Genomic DNA, 17633 nt, shown 5'->3' on the forward strand with positions numbered 1-17633 from the left:
TTAGTTTTCTACAGCATTAGTGAAAAGATGAAGAAAAATGAGAGTTTTTGGCGGAATAGCGAAGAAGAGCTGCAATAATGTCTGAAAACATATACAGAAGAAGTTTGTTATAATAACGGAGGAAAAGAAACTGGTAGAAACATGGAGGTATACATGAAGCAATTAAAAGGTATTATCATTTCAATTATCGCAATTCTGTCTATTTTAGTAGCAGTTTATGAAGTACTTGTGCCAGAGGAAACAAGTGTAAAGAAAACGAATACGTATGATCAAGTGTTAGAATTTCCGAAAGAACGTTATCCAGAGACAGGAAAACATATTACGGATGCTATAAAAGAAGGGCATTCAGAAGTTTGTACAATCGATCGTGGTGGTGCTGCAGATAGAAGGAAATTGTCGTTAGCACCATATCCATCAAAAAAAGGGTATGATCGTGATGAATGGCCAATGGCGATGTGCAAGGAAGGCGGAAAAGGAGCACATATTGAATATATAAGTCCGGCGGATAACCGCGGAGCAGGCTCTTGGGTAGGGAATAAGTTAGATAAATACCCAGATGGTACGCGAGTAAAATTTGAAGTGAAGTAGTAGTTGTATATTTCATAATGAAGGAGAAGGGGAACTATGGAGTTAACGATTTCTTATTCGCAATTAATGTTGATGAACTATGACGGTGAGCAGCCTTATGTAGATTGGACTGATGAAGATTTTGAAAGAGGTTATGCTAAGGCAGATGGAACTGTTATTTTTGAAGCGCTTTCTGATTATACTTGTGAAGTGAAAGTGACCCCAGGGAAACATATTGAAAAAGAAGAAGTAGTTAGAACGATTACGGTTCCTTTTACAGTTGAAAATGAAAGTATCGTTATAACGAGTATTCTTTCTAATAAATTTCAAATACCTATTCCAAATGGTGAGTATACAGTTGTATTACAAGCAATTCCTCTTGAAGAGCCAACGGATGATGAATTATATAAAATACAATACGAATTCTTTTTTGAAAGTAAAGAATAAAAAATGGGTTATCCTGAGAAAAGGATAACCCATTTTTGTTATGCGTTTGTTTTTAAAAGGGAACGAGCATCTTTCGCTGCTTGCACCATATGTTCTAAAGCTGGAATAACTTCTTCTGTTCTTCTCGTTTTTAAACCACAATCAGGATTAATCCAGAAATATTTAGGATCACATACTTGTAAAGATTGTTCTACGATTTTATACATTTCATCTTTACTCGGTACACGTGGGCTATGAATATCATATACACCTAGGCCGATGCCTTTTTCATATGTTGTATGTTTTAAAGTATCAATAAATTCTCCGTGACTTCTTGATGTTTCGATAGAAATTACATCTGCATCTAATGCGCGAATCGCGTCAACAATATCTTCGAAGTTACTGTAACACATATGAGTATGAATTTGTGTTTCATTTGCTACAGAAGAAGTTGCTAAAAGGAAGGATTGTACTGCCCATGTAATATAAGCATCCCAATCTTTTTCTTTTAGTGGCATTCCTTCACGAAGTGCGGGCTCATCGACTTGGATTACTCTAATTCCGGAAGATTCAAGTAGTTCAATTTCGTGACGAAGAGCTAGTGCAATTTGATACGAAACTTCTTTTCTTGGAATATCATTTCGAACGAAGGACCAATTTAAAATTGTAACAGGTCCGGTTAACATTCCTTTTACAACTTTCTCCGTTAAGCTTTGTGCATAAACTGTTTCCTTAATAGTCATGCCGTTAATAAAGGCTACATCACCATAAATAACAGGTGGTTTTACGCAGCGGGAACCGTAAGATTGTACCCAACCGTTTTTAGTGAATGAGAAACCAGCAAGGCGCTCACCAAAATATTCGACCATGTCAGTTCTTTCAAATTCACCATGTACAAGGACATCAAGACCAATTTCTTCTTGGTAACGAATCCATTTTTCTGTCTCTTTTTCAATAAATTGTTCATATTGTTCATTTGAAATAACGCCGTTACGCCATTCTTTTCGCGTTTGACGAACTTCAGTTGTTTGCGGGAAGCTACCAATGGTCGTTGTTGGTAATAGCGGTAACTCCAGGGCAACTTGCTGTAATTCGTATCGTTTTTTAAATGGAAGAGGGCGTGAAAAATCTTCTTCTTTTAGTGCTGTTCGTGCTGCTTTGACATCTTCTCGGTTACGTGCAGCAGATGAACGAATTGTATGATGTACGTTTCGATATGTTTCCAGCTCATTACTAATGCTTTCTGTACCTTGAGTGAGAGCGGAATGAATAAGAACTAACTCTTCTAATTTTTGATTTGCAAATGCTAACGCATCAAACAGCTCAGTCGATAAGTGAGTTTCTTCTGTTTTATCGATTGGTGTATGCAATAAGCTACAAGAAGGCTGAACGATGATATCTTTCGTTTGGACTTGTTTTTGTAACGTTGTAAATAGCTCAAGGACTTCATCAAGGTCAGCTCTCCAAATGTTACGGCCATCTATACAACCGACAGCTAAAGTTTTATCAGCTGGGAATCCATATTTTGAAATAGCATTTAAATTACCTTCTTTACCATGAATGAAATCTAATCCAATACCGGATACCGGGAATGTAATAATTTCTTCATAGTTTTCTTCTACGCTATCAAAATATGTTTGTAAAAGAAGAGTCGCATTTGGAACTTCTTTACGAATAGCTTCATAAATTTCTTTTGCTTGTTGAACTTCTTCTTTCGTTAAAGAAGCAAAAATCGGTTCATCAACTTGAATGGCTGGTGCACCAGCTGCATGTAGTTCTGAAAGCAGTTGTACGTATGGTGCAACTAACTGTTTTAAAATAGTAGCAAATTGCTCTTGTGTATAGCCTTTAGCTAATTTCAAAAAAGTATATGGTCCTAAAATAACAGGTTTGCCATCTACGCCTAATTCTTGTTTTGCCTCTTCGTATAAGCGAAGTGGACGATTATCTTTTAAAGAGATTTGTAATCCCTCTTCATATTCAGGAACGATATAATGATAGTTTGTGTTAAACCATTTTGTCATTTCGGAAGCTACGTGATCTTTAGAGCCACGCGCCATTGCGAAATATACATCAAGGTAAGATGTAAACTCAGAAAAACGTGATGGGATAAATCCTAGCATATAAGCGGTATCCAAAACGTGATCGTAATATGTAAAGTCGCCAATTGGAATGAGTTCAATCCCTTTTTCTTGCTGTACTTTTACGTGTTGAAGGCGGATTTCTTTCATTGTTGTTAAAAATTGTTCTTCATTGATTTTATTGGACCAAAAAGCTTCTAATGTTTTTTTCCACTCTCGTTGTAATCCGATACGTGGATAACCTAAGTTACTTGTTTGAATTGCCATTTCAAATTCCTCCCTAATTAAAAGTAAGCACTTCCGTTTACTAGGAAATACCTATAACAAAAAGTATAAAGGCATAGAAAATAAGCCTTCCTTTTTGTTTTAACACCTCATCATCATCCGTGAATCTATCAGTGTTGTTAAAACAGGCAGGTCTCCTGACTTATGCTTCATATAATTTCTTTCACCTTCCCGTTTTCACAGTGGCACTAAAAAGAAATCTCAGCATTTACAGTGGCGGGACCGTGTTGGAGTTTCACCAAGCTTCCCTTTTAAACACGAAACGAAACTTTCGTGTACCTATTTTCCTTTTGAAAGGAATTTAACAAGCGATATGATATTGAAACAAATTCTAACACAATTTTTGGAATTTTGTCTACTGTTTTAAAATAAGAAAATTCAAAAGTTTTTATTTCTTATTATTATGACTTTTTATTCTGGATTAACTAATAATATTACAGTATAAAAAGAGAAATTGAGCTATGAAAGAAGTAGGATGTCTTCTTTCATAGCTCAATTTTCATCTATAGCAACTTCTGAAAGTCGGCCTGCTATAGCATCTTTAAGGAGGGTGTTTAGCCATTGTAATTCAACTGTAATATGCTCAATTACACTTTGCAGAATATATAGTTGTGCACGTGAAACCTTTCCTTTATTACAATCATATATCGTTTGCATAGTATGTAAATATTGAAGAGTATCGTTTTTCTTTTTTTCTAAAATAGGAACTAATTCGTGATCATTGCTAAAGTGAGCGAAAGATAAGGCTGAATAAATAGGTTTATATATTTGGTTTTTGGCTTCGAATTGTTTTAATAGTAAAGTGTGAAATAGTTTTTTACCTTCTTCTGTTATATGAAAAATCGTTTTGTCAGGTCGATTTGTGTCTTTAATTACATTTGTAATATGAATTGCGCCTTGCTTTTCTAATTGCTCGAAGGCGTAATAAAGTGATCCTTTAGCATATTTAATGTAACAATCCATTTGTCGTTCTTTCATAATATGCTGCACTTCATATGGATGTTTATCTCCTTCGAGTAGCAAGCCGAGAATGACTAATTTCATGCTCATGCTGTCTCAACTCCTGTATATAAAAACTTTATCCCGCATTAACTGCCCGTAAAAGCCCGATTGGTGAGGGCTAATAATCAGTGGGGGGATGCCCCCACTGATTAAAGTTTCACTTTATACATATTATAAACGGCATATCCTTTTTCATAAAGGGATATGCCGCTTCTTTTTTATATTAACTAACTTGCTTTTGTTTTTCTTTCTTTTTAGGACCTGTAAAGAGGCGTTCATTTCCCATAAGTAAAATACAAATAATACTTAGTACAGCCGGGATGAGTGCCCAGAAGAATGTGTTCGCAATAGATGTAGCGAGAGCTTCTTTAATACCCGCTAATATTTCAGCAGGAATTTTGGCGGTAGCGCCTGGTGATAATAAGAAACTTGTGTCTCCGCCTTTTGGAGCTAATTTTGCTAGTTCAGGGGGGAATACAGAGTTTAGTTTATCTGTAAAAATATGATTTTGAATTGTACCGAAAATCGTTACACCAAGAGTCATACCGAGTGATCGGAAGAATGAGTTTGTTGATGTCGCCGAACCACGGTCCCGCATTTCCAACTTGTGAATAGAGGACATACTTAATACTGAGAATGAGAAGCCAACACCAAGCCCAGCGAGAATCATAAATAGTGTTACGAGTAAACGAGGTGTGTCCATTGTTAAAGTACTTAATAAATAAATACCAAGAACGAAGAAGACACCAGATACCATCATAATGTTACGATAGCTTGTTCGAGAAGCTAATTGTCCTCCTGTTTGACTTCCAATTACAGAACCGACCATCATTGGTGTTAAAATTAATCCAGCATTAGAGGCGGAACCTCCAAGAACGCCTTGAATGAAGATTGGAATATAAACTGTACAGATAATAAAAGCGGCACCATAGAAAAAGGCAACTCCTTGACTAGCTGCGAATAAAGGTTTTTTAAATAGATGAAACGAAATAATAGGCTCGGTTGCTTTTCGTTCTACAAAGAAGAAAATAATAAGCGTAATAACTACTGTTGTAAATAAGCCAATAATTACAGTGGAATTCCAGGCATATTCCTTACCACCAAGTTCTAATGCAAACATTAAGCAAACAATACTTATGACAAGTGTAATAGCACCAGCCCAATCAATTTTTTGTTTTCTAAATTCTAGAGACTCACTGTAGTATTTAGTAATGAAGAAAAAGGAGATAAGTCCTAATGGAATATTGATATAGAAGACCCAATGCCAACTTATATAGTCTGTAATATAAGCACCTAATAAAGGACCGAATACACTAGATGTCCCGAAAACAGCACCGAATAGTCCTGTCATCTTCCCGCGTTTTTCTGGTGGGAAGATATCATACATAATTGTGAAGGCGATAGGCATAAGGGCACCACCACCGATACCTTGAATAGCTCTATAAATACTTAATTGCTCAATACTTGAAGCTGTTCCGCAAAGCGCAGAACCGAATAAGAAAAGAATGAGGCCCCCAATATAAAAACGTTTCCGTCCGTACATATCAGAAAGTTTCCCGAAGATAGGCATCCCTGCCATTGTTGCTACCATATAAGCTGATGTGACCCAAACGAACTTATCAAATCCTCCTAGGTCTCCAACAATTGTTGCCATTGCGGTTGCAACGATTGTATTATCCATTGCGGCCATTAATATACCAAGCAGTAAACCAGCAACAACAAATTTTGTCTTGTTGGTGTCTTTTTTTAATGGTTGAGTTTCCAAATATAACCCTCCTTTAGAAATAAGTAAACTATATTAAGTTTTGAGTGCAGTGGATAAAAATTTAAATGTATAGTTGATTTTAATTTCTTTTCCATAAGTGCACTAATATGCCATAAAGAATATTATAGTCAAATTTGACTATAAGGCAAACTTTTTCTTCCGCCAAAATATTCTTTCATATGAGTGGAGAGCAAGTGAGCCATACTGAATATTGCCATAAAGTAAATTGTAAAAAATTTTCATTAAGAACACCTTCTGTTAATAGATCAAAAATGGTTTTTTCTTCATATTGTCGAATAGGATAAAAGGAAGAGAAATATTAAACATTGCTTGTAGCAAACTTTAGTAATCTGGGGAATTCATTGTGTGTATGGTACATCTGAAATGAGGTGAATATATATTATGAAAATATGGGGAAGAATTTCGGATACAGGAAAGTATTCAATACCGCTACAACCAGTATTGTGGATTGACGGATCGAAAAAGGAAAACGAACCTCCTCAAATAGCCGTTACATTACAAATTGGTAGTATGTATACAGAACAATTTTCGTATGAATTGACCTATGATGTAAACGACATACTTATTATGCGAATTGAAGTGGAAAATAAAGGGTTAGAAATGATTTCGAGAGTTGTTGTAAGTCATATGATTCGAGATTACTTTGCTTATATTCCTAATTCTTTAAAAGTTGATAAGGGGATAAGTGAGTTTTTATTCCAGCTTGTAAGATGGCGAATTGATGATTTGTTACCAAATGAGAAGGTGGAACTACGTTGTAAAATAAAAGCTAATAAAGATAAAGCTCTTAAACAAGTATTCTTTCAGGCTACATATACATTTCAAGACAAAGAGGTATCATATGGCCCATTGCAAACAAATGAAGTTGTTGTGCGTCAATGATAAAAAGGAACCTGTACAAAAGGTTCCTTTTTTAGTGAAGGTTGTGTTTTTTGAGTATTTTCTTTTGCTCCACTCCTTTTTTTCCTACATAGTTATTTTTGTAGCCAAAGTATAGAATAAATAAAAATGAAACAACATTAACAATAGCGTCGATTTGATCGTTTGTAATAAAGTGTATGCCGAAAGAGGTAAATAATAATTTTAATGATAATAGAAAACCAGCTAGTAAACGCATAGCATCTGATAGATTCTCTTTTTGTAGCATATAGATTACTCCTTTCTATAAAAGTTATATATTATATATATGAAATAGAGTAGAAAAGGTATACAAGCTTAAGCGGAAATGTACATTGGATATGTACATTTTTTATTTTGTAGAAAAACATTATTGATATAGAAACATATATTGGTATAAAAGGGGGAAAAGTATGAAACATAAAGGGAAAATTAGTGGATTATTGCTTGGTAATACTGTGGCAGTTACAGAATGGATTGCACTTCAGGATGTAATTGCAAAACTAGATTCACGATCATTTTATACCGTCTTTATTATTTATATATTGCAAATGATACTAAGTTATTATTTTGGACATTGGTACGATAAAAGAGCGAGCGAGCGTATGGATGTGGAAGTAGGAGGAATGGCAAGCAACGATTTTGTTGTTGATTTTTTTGGGAAAGTAGCTGCTTTATCTGAAAGAGATTCTCGTAATATTACAGTGTACATTCTTTCTGTAAAAGAATGGGAAGGATTAAAAGACACGTTGCAAGAAAAAAAATTGGGAGTGTTAGTACAAAAATTAGAGAATACCATTGTAAAGACAATTCGGAAGGGCGATGTTGTTACAAAGTGGGATGAAAATAAGTATGTTATTGTAGCAATTGATAATGGTCATGAAACATCAACAATAACAAAACGATTAATGAAAAATATTGAAAGTGAAATAGAAGGGGATTTACTCAGTGTCACTCTTTTATTTGGAGCAGCTAGCTATCCAGTAGAAGGAAAAACGTTTGAAGAACTGTTGAGAAAGTCGCAAAATCAATTGTACCAGTATAGAAATTTGCAAGAAAATGAGTGAAGCTTTGATTTGAAGATATATGATAGGAAGATGTTTTGTTTGTAACATTTTTTTGACTTTTATTACAAAAAACGCCACGTTTGTAATAAAAGTCTTTAAAAATATATGAAATAAGCATATAATTATGATGGTAATGCCAATGCAATTTGCACAGTGTGTTTTATTTTAAAAGTGTAGAGGAAAGCAAGCTCTACACTTTTCCTTTTTAGGAAATGAAAAGAATATTTGTAAGTTGTTGCGAGACATCGATTGTACTGTGTAAAATGAACAAAGAGATTAATTGATAAAAAGCTGGAAAGGGAATGATAGACGTGAGAGCGGAGTAATCACCTTTTATCAGGTGAATTATTATAGTCTTATTAAGACTGAGGTGAAATTCCGTGGACATTAAAGTAATACATAGTGTGAACAGGCCTTAAAAAACACGAAGTAGTATACTTAAAGATGGATATGGAATTGCTAAATAATTCAAAAAGAAGAATGTAATATCAAGTAATAATTTGTACAAACAATATTAATGATCTTCGTAAAAAAGATGCGAGTGTATAGAACAATTACATATTTTATAACTTTTTTATATTACACGATGGTCGTTTATAAGTAGGAGGAAGAGATGTTGAAATATAGTAAATTAGCAATTGTAACTGCATTATCAATGATTTTATTAGCCGGTTGTTTCGGTCCGAAACCAGAAGAAGAATTATATGTAGCGTTTGAAAACGCTGCTAAACAAGAAAAAACAATGTTTGAAGATGCAAAAAAACTTGAGACTTTAGAGAAAGAAGGACAAGAATTATATAACCAAATTGTGCAAGAAGGAAAAGATAATAATCAAACTGTTAAAGAAAAACTGAATCAAGCAGTGAAAAATACAACTGAACGAGAAAAAGTGCTTACAAAAGAAAAAGAAGTTTTAAATAAAGCGCAAGAAGAAGTGAAGTCAGCTGATAAGTATGTGAAGAAAATTGAAGATAAGAAATTGAAAGATCAAGCTGATAAAGTGAAAAGCACGTATGAGAAACGACACGATTCATTTAATAAAATGTATGACAGCTATGACAAATCTTTAAAACAAGAAAAAGAGTTATATACAATGTTACAAGATAAAGGTACTAAATTAAAAGATATTAGTGAAAAAGTAAAAGTAGTAAATCAGTCTTATAAGGATATTGAGTCAGAAAAAGATAAATTTAATGAATTCACAAAGTCTTATAATACAGAAAAAGTAGCTTTTTATAAACAAGCAAATATTAAAATTAAAGAAGAGAAAAAATAAAACAGTTTGGCCAAGTGTAGGCCAAACTGTTTTATTTTTTTGTATAAGTACGACTATACCATGGAACAGGTTCACTTAATTTTTTTTCTTGTTTTAATGCTTCAGGACCAATATAATCTTGAAGTGTTTTTTTTGCTACTGTTAATGATAAGGTTGTTTTCGGATTTCGATAGGAGGATTCAAGATGACCAAGATGCGGTAGAATTCGAAAATCTTCTTTCGTAGGAGGGATGTGGAAAAAATAATCGCCTAAACGTATAAGGACATCAGATTGTTGTTGGCTAAAACGTGGGTTTCTAGAAAAATGTAATCCTTCTTTAATTGCTTTTTTTTCAGCAATCAAACGTTCTAAAGCTGTCTTTTTTAACCAGTATAAATATTTAGGATTAGTAGCTGCTTTAGCATGACGATTCACAACGAAAATAGATTGAGCTAGTCGATTAATAGAATGTTGATTTTGTAATTGAGATTGTGGTTGTGAAGGTTTCATATTGAATCTCCTTTCAATTTTTCATTATTATACCATAAATAAAATAGGTATTTATTATACGCAAAAAGTGATTGTATATATTTTCAATATTAAAGCAATATTGTTACAAAAAACAACTATTTTGTATAATAGTAATAGAATATGTTTTTGAAATTTGATAATGAAAGAGTGAGAAGTTTGAAAGAAATATTAAAACAACAGTATGCCATTATAGATATTGGATCTAATACAATGCGTTTAGTTATTTATGAAAAGCAAAATGGAGGTTATTATAAAGAGATTGAAAATACGAAAGTTGTTGCGAGGTTAAGGAATTACTTAATTGATGGTGTGTTGAATGAAGAGGGAATAGAAGTATTATTACAGACATTATTTCAATTTCAAGAAAGTACAAGATTCCATCAGTTGCATCATGTACTTTGTGTTGCAACAGCAACAATTAGACAGTCGGAGAATCAAGAGGAAATTAAAAAGCTTGTTGAAGGACAAACAGACTTTACTCTTAGAGTATTATCAGAGTATGAGGAAGCGCGTTACGGATACTTGGCGGTTATGAATTCTACATCGTTTTCAGAAGGAATAACGGTAGATATTGGTGGGGGAAGTACGGAAGTTACATACTTTAGAAATAGAGAGATTTTAGAGTACCATAGTTTTCCTTTTGGGGCACTTTCTTTAAAGCAACAATTTATTAAAGGTGATATTCCTATTAAAGATGAGTTAGAGGGAATGCAACAGTATTTAGAGTCTCAATTTCGAACGTTACCATGGTTAATCAATAAGAAATTGCCTCTTATTGCAATTGGTGGTAGTGCTAGGAACTTAGTAAAAATCCATCAGAATTTAATATGTTATCCTATAGCAGGATTACATTTATACAAGATGAAAGAAGAAGATATTGAAAGTGTAAAAGAGGAATTAGAAAAATTGTCGTTCATAGAACTTCAGAAATTGGAAGGATTGGCAAAAGATCGAGCAGATACGATTATTCCAGCGGTTGAAGTATTTCATACACTTGTTAATGTTATAGAGGCACCGGCATTTGTATTAAGTAGAAAAGGGTTAAGAGAAGGTGTTTTCTATGAAGAGTTGACAAAAGATTTGGGGATTTCATATTATCCGAACGTAGTTGAAGAAAGTTTGCATTTACTATCATATGAATACGAAATGGACATGGAATTTGTTATTCAACTTATTAAACATGGAAGACTAATTTGCAAACAACTTGAGGAAATAGGGCTTATTTCTATGTCAGTAAAAGACTGGGAAGTGTTCCATCAAGCAGCGAAAGTATTTAATATAGGCAAATATATAGACGAAGAAGCGAGTCGTTTACATACGTTTTATTTATTAGCGAATAAGACAATTGATGGCATGATGCATAAAGATAGAGTGAGGTTAGCACTTATTGCATCTTATAAATCAAAAATGCTATTTAAACAACATTTATCTCCATTTGAAGGTTGGTTTGATAAAAGTGAACAAAAAAAAATCCGCCTATTAGGAGCTGTTTTACAATTTTCAGCTGCTTTAAATGTAAGGCAACGATCGCTTGTTGATACCATATCTATAACAGAAAGCGAAGAGGGATTAACGTTTAAAGTTTTATGTGAACAGTCTGCATTAGCAGAAAAAGTGCAAGCTGAAAAACAAAAAAAACAGTTAGAAAGAGTATTAAAAACGAATATTAATTTATTATTTGAATTAAAACATTAGGTTGTACGGATGTCTTTACGAAAAATTTACACTTTGTAATATTGTAATTTGATAAAATGAAATTAACTAAATTATAGTAAAAAAGTTTCAAGGGGAAGTGTGAAGAGAATGGAATTATCGAAGGGGAATGCAGTAGATTTAAATGATACAGCTTATTACAATAATCGAGAGTTAAGCTGGCTAGCATTTAATGAACGTGTACTACAAGAAGCGCAAGATGGAAATAATCCACTTTTGGAAAGATTGAAATTCATTAGTATTTTTAGTTCGAATTTAGATGAATTCTTTATGGTACGTGTAGCGGGATTAAAGGATCAAGTGAGTGCTGGATTTAATCAGCCAGAAAATAAAGCTGGCTTAACACCAAAAAAGCAATTAAATAAAATTGCGATAAAAGCCCATGCACTAATGACAGTACAATATGATACATTTAAAAATTATGTATTACCAGCGCTTGAGTTAGAGGGAATTGAACGTTTAACATTCAATGATTTGACGAAAGAGCAGCGAGAATTTATAGAAGAGTATTTTGACGAGCAAATTTTCCCGGTGTTAACTCCTGTAGCTATTGATGCATATCGCCCATTTCCAATGTTATTAAACAAAAGTTTGAATTTGGCTACTCTTTTATATGATGAGAAGCAAGCGGAAGAAGAAAACAGGACGAAGTTAGGGATTGTACAAGTTCCTTCATTACTTGAGCGCTTCATAATTTTACCGAGCGAAGGGCAAAAGCATAAATTTATTTTATTAGAAGACGTAATTAGTAGCTTTACTCATAAATTATTTACGGGATATACAGTATCATCTGTTACTCGTTTCCGTATTACACGCAATGCAGATTTAACGATTCATGAAGAAGGTGCGAGAGATTTATTAAAGGTAATTGAAAAAGAATTAAAAAAGCGTAAGTGGGGGGCTGCTGTTCGTTTAGAAGTTGGGAAAGAACACATTGATGAAAGAGTATTAGCGTTATTATATGAGGTTCTGGAAGTAAAAGATGAAGATGTATATATAATGGATGGTCCATTAGATTTAACATGTTTGTTTTCTTTATATAAAAAACTAGCTCCTTTATATGAACATCTTGTATATCCGGCTCTTATTCCGCAACCGCCTCAAGATTTAGGTGATGAAGAAGATGTATTTGAAAAAGCAATTGAGCATGATATTTTATTACATCATCCTTTTGAATCATTTCAGCCGGTAGTTGATTTTGTCCGTGATGCGGCAGACGATCCGAATGTACTTGCGATTAAACAAACGTTATATCGTGTAAGTGGTGATTCACCGATTATTCAGGCGTTAAAAATAGCGGCTGAAAAGGGAAAACAAGTGACGGTATTAGTTGAATTAAAGGCAAGGTTTGATGAAGAAAACAATGTTCATTGGGCTAAAGAATTGGAACAGGCAGGCTGTCATGTTATTTACGGTGTAAGTCACTTGAAAACTCATAGTAAAATTACGTTAGTTGTAAGAAGAAAAAACGGAAAAATCGAAAGGTTCGTACATCTCGGAACTGGAAATTATAATGATGCAACAGCGAAGTTATATACTGATTTTGGATATATTACATCAAGAAAAGATTTTGGGGTTGATGCAACCAATTTCTTTAATTATTTAAGTGGTTATACAACAAAGCCACATTTTCATCATTTATCGGTTGCTCCATTTGATATAAGAGAGCAGTTTATGGATTTAATAGATGAAGAAATCCGTTATCATAGACAATATGGAAATGGATATATTATCGCTAAGATGAATTCATTAACAGATAAACCGTTAATAAAAAAAATGTACGAAGCATCGCAAGCTGGAGTAAAGGTAGAGCTCATTGTTCGAGGAACATGTTGTTTAAGACCTGGTATTCCAAATGTAAGTGAAAATATTCGTGTAGTTAGTGTTGTGGGAAGATATTTAGAACATAGCCGTATTTATTATTTCCATCATAATGGAGAGGAGAAAATATATTTATCTTCAGCTGATTGGATGACGCGAAATATGGAGAAGCGAGTGGAAATATCTTTCCCGATATTAGATATTGAAATGAAGGCACGAATTAAGGCGATTTTACAGCTTACATTAGCTGATAATGTGAAGACACGTGAACAAAATAAAGATGGTGATTACTATTATGTTATTAATGGTAGTACAGAAGAAATTGATAGCCAAGTGAAGTTGTTTAAGATGGCGTATCAAAATACAGACGCTGAATAATGAAAAAAGTAAAAACCTCTTATGTCCATAAGAGGTTTTTACTTTTTTCTACTCATATGCTCCAAAAATGGAAGGATGGGTAGAAACAATAGTTTTATTATAAGCGTGTAATGAGGTGGCTCGTTGAGAGAATAACATTTGAAAGAATCGTTATTTTAACTTAGTAATAGTATGGTTGCTGACATGGTCCACCGTAACAAGGATAAGGTGCTGGCGGCGGGAAAGGTGGTGGATAAGGTGGATAAAATGGTCGAGGGCCGAAAGCTAATGCTCCGCCGAGCAATCCACCAGCAATTCCAGCTAGAAAGGGAACGCCAAAAAACGGGAAGAAGCGTGAGTCGCCTACTGGACCAATAGGTGCTGAACGGACTGGAATTGGTTGATAATATGGATACATGAACATACCTCCTTTATTGGACTCACTTTTATCATATGGTAAACAAAACGTGGATGAGCGCGTACAAGAAAGGATATGTAAGAAAATAGGCGAATTATTACGAATGTTGGAGTGTAAAAATTGTGATTTCAGGTTTTGACATAAAACGAAATGGAACACGTGTTCTTCCGAGGCCTCGATTGACATAGAGGGTTAAATCCTGCATCGTATAGAAGCCTTCAATATAGTCTTTGGCGAGTGATGGTGTAATAATAGCTCCTAAAAAAGGGATTTGTACTTGTCCGCCATGGCTATGACCAGAAAGTTGCAAGTTGATTGGATATTTGGAAATTTGCGGTGCGATATCTGGCTCGTGAACAAGAACGATGTTATAAGTATTTTGCCGTGCATGTTGTAATGTTTTCTCTATTTTTGGTTTGCCTAGTAGTATATCATCGAGACCGAAAATAGAAATTTCACTATTATCCATTAGACGAATTCTTTTTTCACTATTGAGCAATAGTTCAAATTCTGATTCACGCATGATGTGCTCATAGTATTCAGTTCCATATCCACCGTGATCATGGTTACCATAAATAGCGAATTTACCAAAGGGGGCTTGTATATTTTTTAAAATGGATGCGACGAAAGGAGTGTCAGTATACGTTTGATAATTATCAATGAGATCTCCAGTAAAAAGGACAATATCTGGATTTACAGCATTAATTTTAGAAACAACTTGAGATAAATGCTGGAGCGAGAAATAGTATCCGAGATGTAAATCGCTGAATTGAAGAATTTTCATACCATGAAAACTTTTTGGGATGAGTTGTGATTTTAATGTGTGCTGTGTAAAAGAAATGAAATGGGGCTCTATATATTTAGCATAGTAGTATCCGATGCTACTGGTTATAAATGAATAGAGACAAGTACGCATACCAATTTTCAAAAAAGTTCTTCTTGTAATATGCTTCATAAAAATATGAGTATACCTCAAGGTTTTTATTCCATTTATAGGCTACTCAAATCTCCTTTCAGTTTATTTAAAAATATACTTTACATAATAAAAAATTAGTATAGATTACGAAAAAAAATGAATGAAAAGAAAGTTCTTTACGTTAAAATATCAGAAAACTTTAAAAATATAAAGATTTCTATTAAATAAAGTGATAAAATGAATATGTATTCATTTTTTGGAGGGGATGTATGTGAAAGAAAAGGTAGTTATTATAACAGGTGGATCGAGTGGAATGGGAAAAGGAATGGCGACTCGTTTTACAAAAGAAGGGGCACGAGTTGTTATTACAGGACGTACGAAGGAAAAACTAGAGGAAACGAAGTTGGAAATTGAACAATTTCCAGGGCAAGTATTACCTGTACAAATGGATGTAAGAAATACGGATGACATTCAGAAAATGATTGAACAGATTGATGAGAAGTTTGGTCGAATTGATGTTTTAATAAATAATGCAGCTGGAAACTTTATTTGTCCAGCAGAAGATTTATCCGTGAATGGTTGGAATTCAGTCATTAATATTGTATTAAACGGTACATTTTACTGTAGCCATGCTGTTGGAAAATATTGGATTGAAAAAGGGATAAAAGGGAATATCATTAACATGGTAGCAACATATGCATGGGATGCTGGTCCAGGAGTTATTCATTCGGCTGCAGCGAAGGCAGGAGTATTAGCGATGACGAAGACGCTCGCTGTTGAGTGGGGACGTAAATATGGAATACGAGTTAACGCTATCGCGCCAGGACCAATTGAACGTACGGGCGGTGCTGATAAATTATGGATTTCAGAAGAAATGGCTAAGCGTACGATACAAAGTGTTCCTCTTGGAAGGCTGGGTACGCCAGAAGAAATCGCTGGTCTAGCTTATTATTTATGTTCAGATGAAGCTGCGTACATAAATGGAACTTGCATGACAATGGATGGAGGACAACATTTACATCAATATCCATTTTAAAAGGGATAAAAAAATGAATGTTTGATTCATTTTTTATGGTTAAATGTGACGGAATTGTGACATATGAAAGAAAAGTGTTTACAAGAGGTCATATATACGTTATATTTAAGACCTCTTTTTTCTTCATAGTAGAATTGCTAATTCCCCTTAGCATTTTACCCCTCTAATCCCTTCAGGAAAACTGAAGGGATTTTTTATTATTTTTCCGTAAATATCATGTTATAATTTTTGAAAAGTAAAGGGAGGGAAGCACGTTGATAGATGCATTAGATGTAATGAGTAACTTGGATAAAGTCCTTCCTTATTATCAAGCTATTTTTAGTGCTGATGAGCATACTGTAATTGGATACGAAGTAGTAGGACGTATTCAAACAGAAGAGGGCATACAAAGTTTAGCTTCTTTCTTTCACGATGATTCAATTCCAAGTGAATTTCAACTGGAAGCGGATAATATTATAGTAGAAAAAGCTTTAAATCGTTATTTAGAAAGCGATCAAAAATTATTATTATTTATACATCGGAATGCTAATGTATTAATGAATGATGATGATGAAAGCTTGCTTCAACTTTTATTGAGGTATGAAGAACAAGGTTTAAATTTAAAACAAATTGTTTTAGAGATTACAGAGCATGAATGTAAAGAAGATATAGAGCAATTTAATCATTTGCTTATGTATTATCGTACATATGGTATTCAAATTTCAATTAATAAAGTCGGAACGGGCACAAGTAATTTAGAGCGTATTAGCGTGTTAGCACCTGATATTTTAAAAGTAGATTTAACGAACTTAAGGCAAACAGCACTTTTACAATCTTATCAAGATATTTTATATTCTTTATCATTACTTGCTAGAAGAATTGGTGCAACTTTGTTATATGAAGAAATAGATGCTTTTTATCAACTGCAATATGCTTGGAAGAACGGCGGAAGATATTATCAAGGTAATTATTTGAAAGAATGTTTACCTGATTTTATTGAAACGAATGTTTTGAAAGAGCGACTTGGTAATGAATGTCATCAGTTTATTCAGCATGAAAAGAAGAAGTTACAAAAAATTTATAATTTAACAGAGATGTTACGCGATCGCATTGGCGATGTTTTATCAAAACAAAAAAAGAATGAAGATATAAATGATTGGTTATTACAATTTAGTCAAAGTGTATCACAGTGTAGTTTTCGTATATTTATTTGTAATGAAGATGGTTTCCAGCAATCAGGAAATGTTATGAAAAAAGATGGAGAATGGATTGTGATGCCGGATTATTATATGAAGAACTGGAGTTGGCGTCCGTATTTTCTCGAGAATATCATGAAAATGCGTTTTGAGAATAAGGCGAGGCTTTCAGATTTATATGCAGATATTGAAACGGGAGAAATGGTACGAACATTTTCTTTCCCGATTGATGATGACAACTTTTTATTTATAGATTTATCTTATGAATATTTATATGAAGAAGATGTTTTATTTTAATG

16 protein-coding genes and 1 riboswitch are annotated in these 17633 nt (G+C 33.7%); of the genes, 9 read left to right on the plus strand and 7 right to left on the minus strand.

Annotated features, from left to right (window positions below; genetic code table 11):
• Positions 1 to 153: 153 nt before the first annotated feature.
• Together nucA and comJ are read left to right on the plus strand one after the other, a co-directional pair.
• Positions 154 to 588: a DNA-entry nuclease gene (nucA, locus tag ACTFRH_RS16535; RefSeq protein WP_000811494.1), complete on the plus strand. Its 435-nt coding sequence runs from the start codon at positions 154 to 156 to the stop codon at positions 586 to 588.
• A 36-nt stretch (positions 589 to 624) separates the two neighbouring features.
• Complete coding sequence (gene comJ / locus ACTFRH_RS16540; protein WP_000424030.1) at positions 625 to 1014, plus strand: competence protein ComJ; 390 nt, start codon at positions 625 to 627, stop codon at positions 1012 to 1014.
• A gap of 38 nt (positions 1015 to 1052) precedes the next feature.
• On the opposite strand, the gene metE is transcribed toward comJ, so the two are convergent.
• The 3 genes from metE to ACTFRH_RS16555 all read right to left on the minus strand — a co-directional run bounded on the left by metE (position 1053) and on the right by ACTFRH_RS16555 (position 6126).
• Positions 1053 to 3341 carry a 5-methyltetrahydropteroyltriglutamate--homocysteine S-methyltransferase gene (gene metE / locus ACTFRH_RS16545; RefSeq protein WP_001007627.1) on the minus strand — a complete coding sequence of 763 codons (2289 nt, stop codon included), beginning with the start codon at positions 3339 to 3341 and terminating at the stop codon, positions 1053 to 1055.
• A 128-nt stretch (positions 3342 to 3469) separates the two neighbouring features.
• Positions 3470 to 3657: riboswitch (cobalamin riboswitch) on the minus strand.
• Positions 3658 to 3851: 194 nt separating this feature from the next.
• Positions 3852 to 4409 carry a PadR family transcriptional regulator gene (locus ACTFRH_RS16550; RefSeq protein ID WP_000062058.1) on the minus strand — a complete coding sequence of 186 codons (558 nt, stop codon included), beginning with the start codon at positions 4407 to 4409 and terminating at the stop codon, positions 3852 to 3854.
• A gap of 175 nt (positions 4410 to 4584) precedes the next feature.
• Positions 4585 to 6126 (minus strand): MDR family MFS transporter, encoded by a 1542-nt coding sequence (locus tag ACTFRH_RS16555; RefSeq protein ID WP_000449907.1) that lies wholly within the window; start codon positions 6124 to 6126, stop codon positions 4585 to 4587.
• 402 nt (positions 6127 to 6528) lie between these two features.
• On the opposite strand from ACTFRH_RS16555, the gene ACTFRH_RS16560 reads away from it, so the two are divergent.
• Positions 6529 to 7029 carry a hypothetical protein gene (locus ACTFRH_RS16560; RefSeq protein WP_000708124.1) on the plus strand — a complete coding sequence of 167 codons (501 nt, stop codon included), beginning with the start codon at positions 6529 to 6531 and terminating at the stop codon, positions 7027 to 7029.
• 31 nt (positions 7030 to 7060) lie between these two features.
• Here the strand turns inward: ACTFRH_RS16560 and ACTFRH_RS16565 are convergent, their stop codons facing one another.
• On the minus strand, positions 7061 to 7294 hold the full coding sequence (locus ACTFRH_RS16565; RefSeq protein WP_000939449.1) for an SPP1 phage holin family protein: 234 nt from the start codon (positions 7292 to 7294) through the stop codon (positions 7061 to 7063).
• 163 nt (positions 7295 to 7457) lie between these two features.
• Here ACTFRH_RS16565 and ACTFRH_RS16570 point away from each other — a divergent pair, with 163 nt between their 5' ends.
• Both ACTFRH_RS16570 and ACTFRH_RS16575 read left to right on the plus strand, forming a co-directional pair.
• Complete coding sequence (locus tag ACTFRH_RS16570) at positions 7458 to 8111, plus strand: diguanylate cyclase domain-containing protein (protein WP_000680819.1); 654 nt, start codon at positions 7458 to 7460, stop codon at positions 8109 to 8111.
• A gap of 613 nt (positions 8112 to 8724) precedes the next feature.
• Positions 8725 to 9387, plus strand: coding sequence for a YkyA family protein (locus tag ACTFRH_RS16575; protein WP_000922485.1), 663 nt, complete (start codon positions 8725 to 8727; stop codon positions 9385 to 9387).
• 31 nt (positions 9388 to 9418) lie between these two features.
• On the opposite strand, the gene ACTFRH_RS16580 is transcribed toward ACTFRH_RS16575, so the two are convergent.
• Complete coding sequence (locus ACTFRH_RS16580) at positions 9419 to 9877, minus strand: YkyB family protein (RefSeq protein ID WP_000804864.1); 459 nt, start codon at positions 9875 to 9877, stop codon at positions 9419 to 9421.
• A gap of 141 nt (positions 9878 to 10018) precedes the next feature.
• On the opposite strand from ACTFRH_RS16580, the gene ppx reads away from it, so the two are divergent.
• Both ppx and ACTFRH_RS16590 read left to right on the plus strand, forming a co-directional pair.
• Entirely contained in the window at positions 10019 to 11593 is a 1575-nt protein-coding gene (gene ppx / locus ACTFRH_RS16585) for an exopolyphosphatase (RefSeq protein WP_003302605.1), read from the plus strand.
• A 108-nt stretch (positions 11594 to 11701) separates the two neighbouring features.
• Complete coding sequence (locus ACTFRH_RS16590) at positions 11702 to 13810, plus strand: polyphosphate kinase (RefSeq protein ID WP_000423549.1); 2109 nt, start codon at positions 11702 to 11704, stop codon at positions 13808 to 13810.
• A 160-nt stretch (positions 13811 to 13970) separates the two neighbouring features.
• Here ACTFRH_RS16590 and ACTFRH_RS16595 read toward each other — a convergent pair whose 3' ends face one another.
• Both ACTFRH_RS16595 and ACTFRH_RS16600 read right to left on the minus strand, forming a co-directional pair.
• Positions 13971 to 14207 (minus strand): hypothetical protein, encoded by a 237-nt coding sequence (locus ACTFRH_RS16595; protein WP_000283738.1) that lies wholly within the window; start codon positions 14205 to 14207, stop codon positions 13971 to 13973.
• Positions 14208 to 14304: 97 nt separating this feature from the next.
• A complete protein-coding gene (locus ACTFRH_RS16600) occupies positions 14305 to 15162 on the minus strand; it encodes a metallophosphoesterase (RefSeq protein ID WP_002164159.1) in 858 nt (285 codons plus the stop codon).
• Positions 15163 to 15394: 232 nt separating this feature from the next.
• Here ACTFRH_RS16600 and fadH point away from each other — a divergent pair, with 232 nt between their 5' ends.
• Together fadH and ACTFRH_RS16610 are read left to right on the plus strand one after the other, a co-directional pair.
• Positions 15395 to 16159 carry a 2,4-dienoyl-CoA reductase gene (fadH, locus tag ACTFRH_RS16605; protein WP_000660917.1) on the plus strand — a complete coding sequence of 255 codons (765 nt, stop codon included), beginning with the start codon at positions 15395 to 15397 and terminating at the stop codon, positions 16157 to 16159.
• 254 nt (positions 16160 to 16413) lie between these two features.
• Complete coding sequence (locus tag ACTFRH_RS16610; protein ID WP_000564306.1) at positions 16414 to 17631, plus strand: EAL domain-containing protein; 1218 nt, start codon at positions 16414 to 16416, stop codon at positions 17629 to 17631.
• Positions 17632 to 17633 lie beyond the last annotated feature (2 nt).

Origin of the sequence: Bacillus cereus group sp. MYBK216-1 (assembly GCF_051916495.1) — a bacterium.
Taxonomy (GTDB): domain Bacteria; phylum Bacillota; class Bacilli; order Bacillales; family Bacillaceae_G; genus Bacillus_A; species Bacillus_A thuringiensis_K.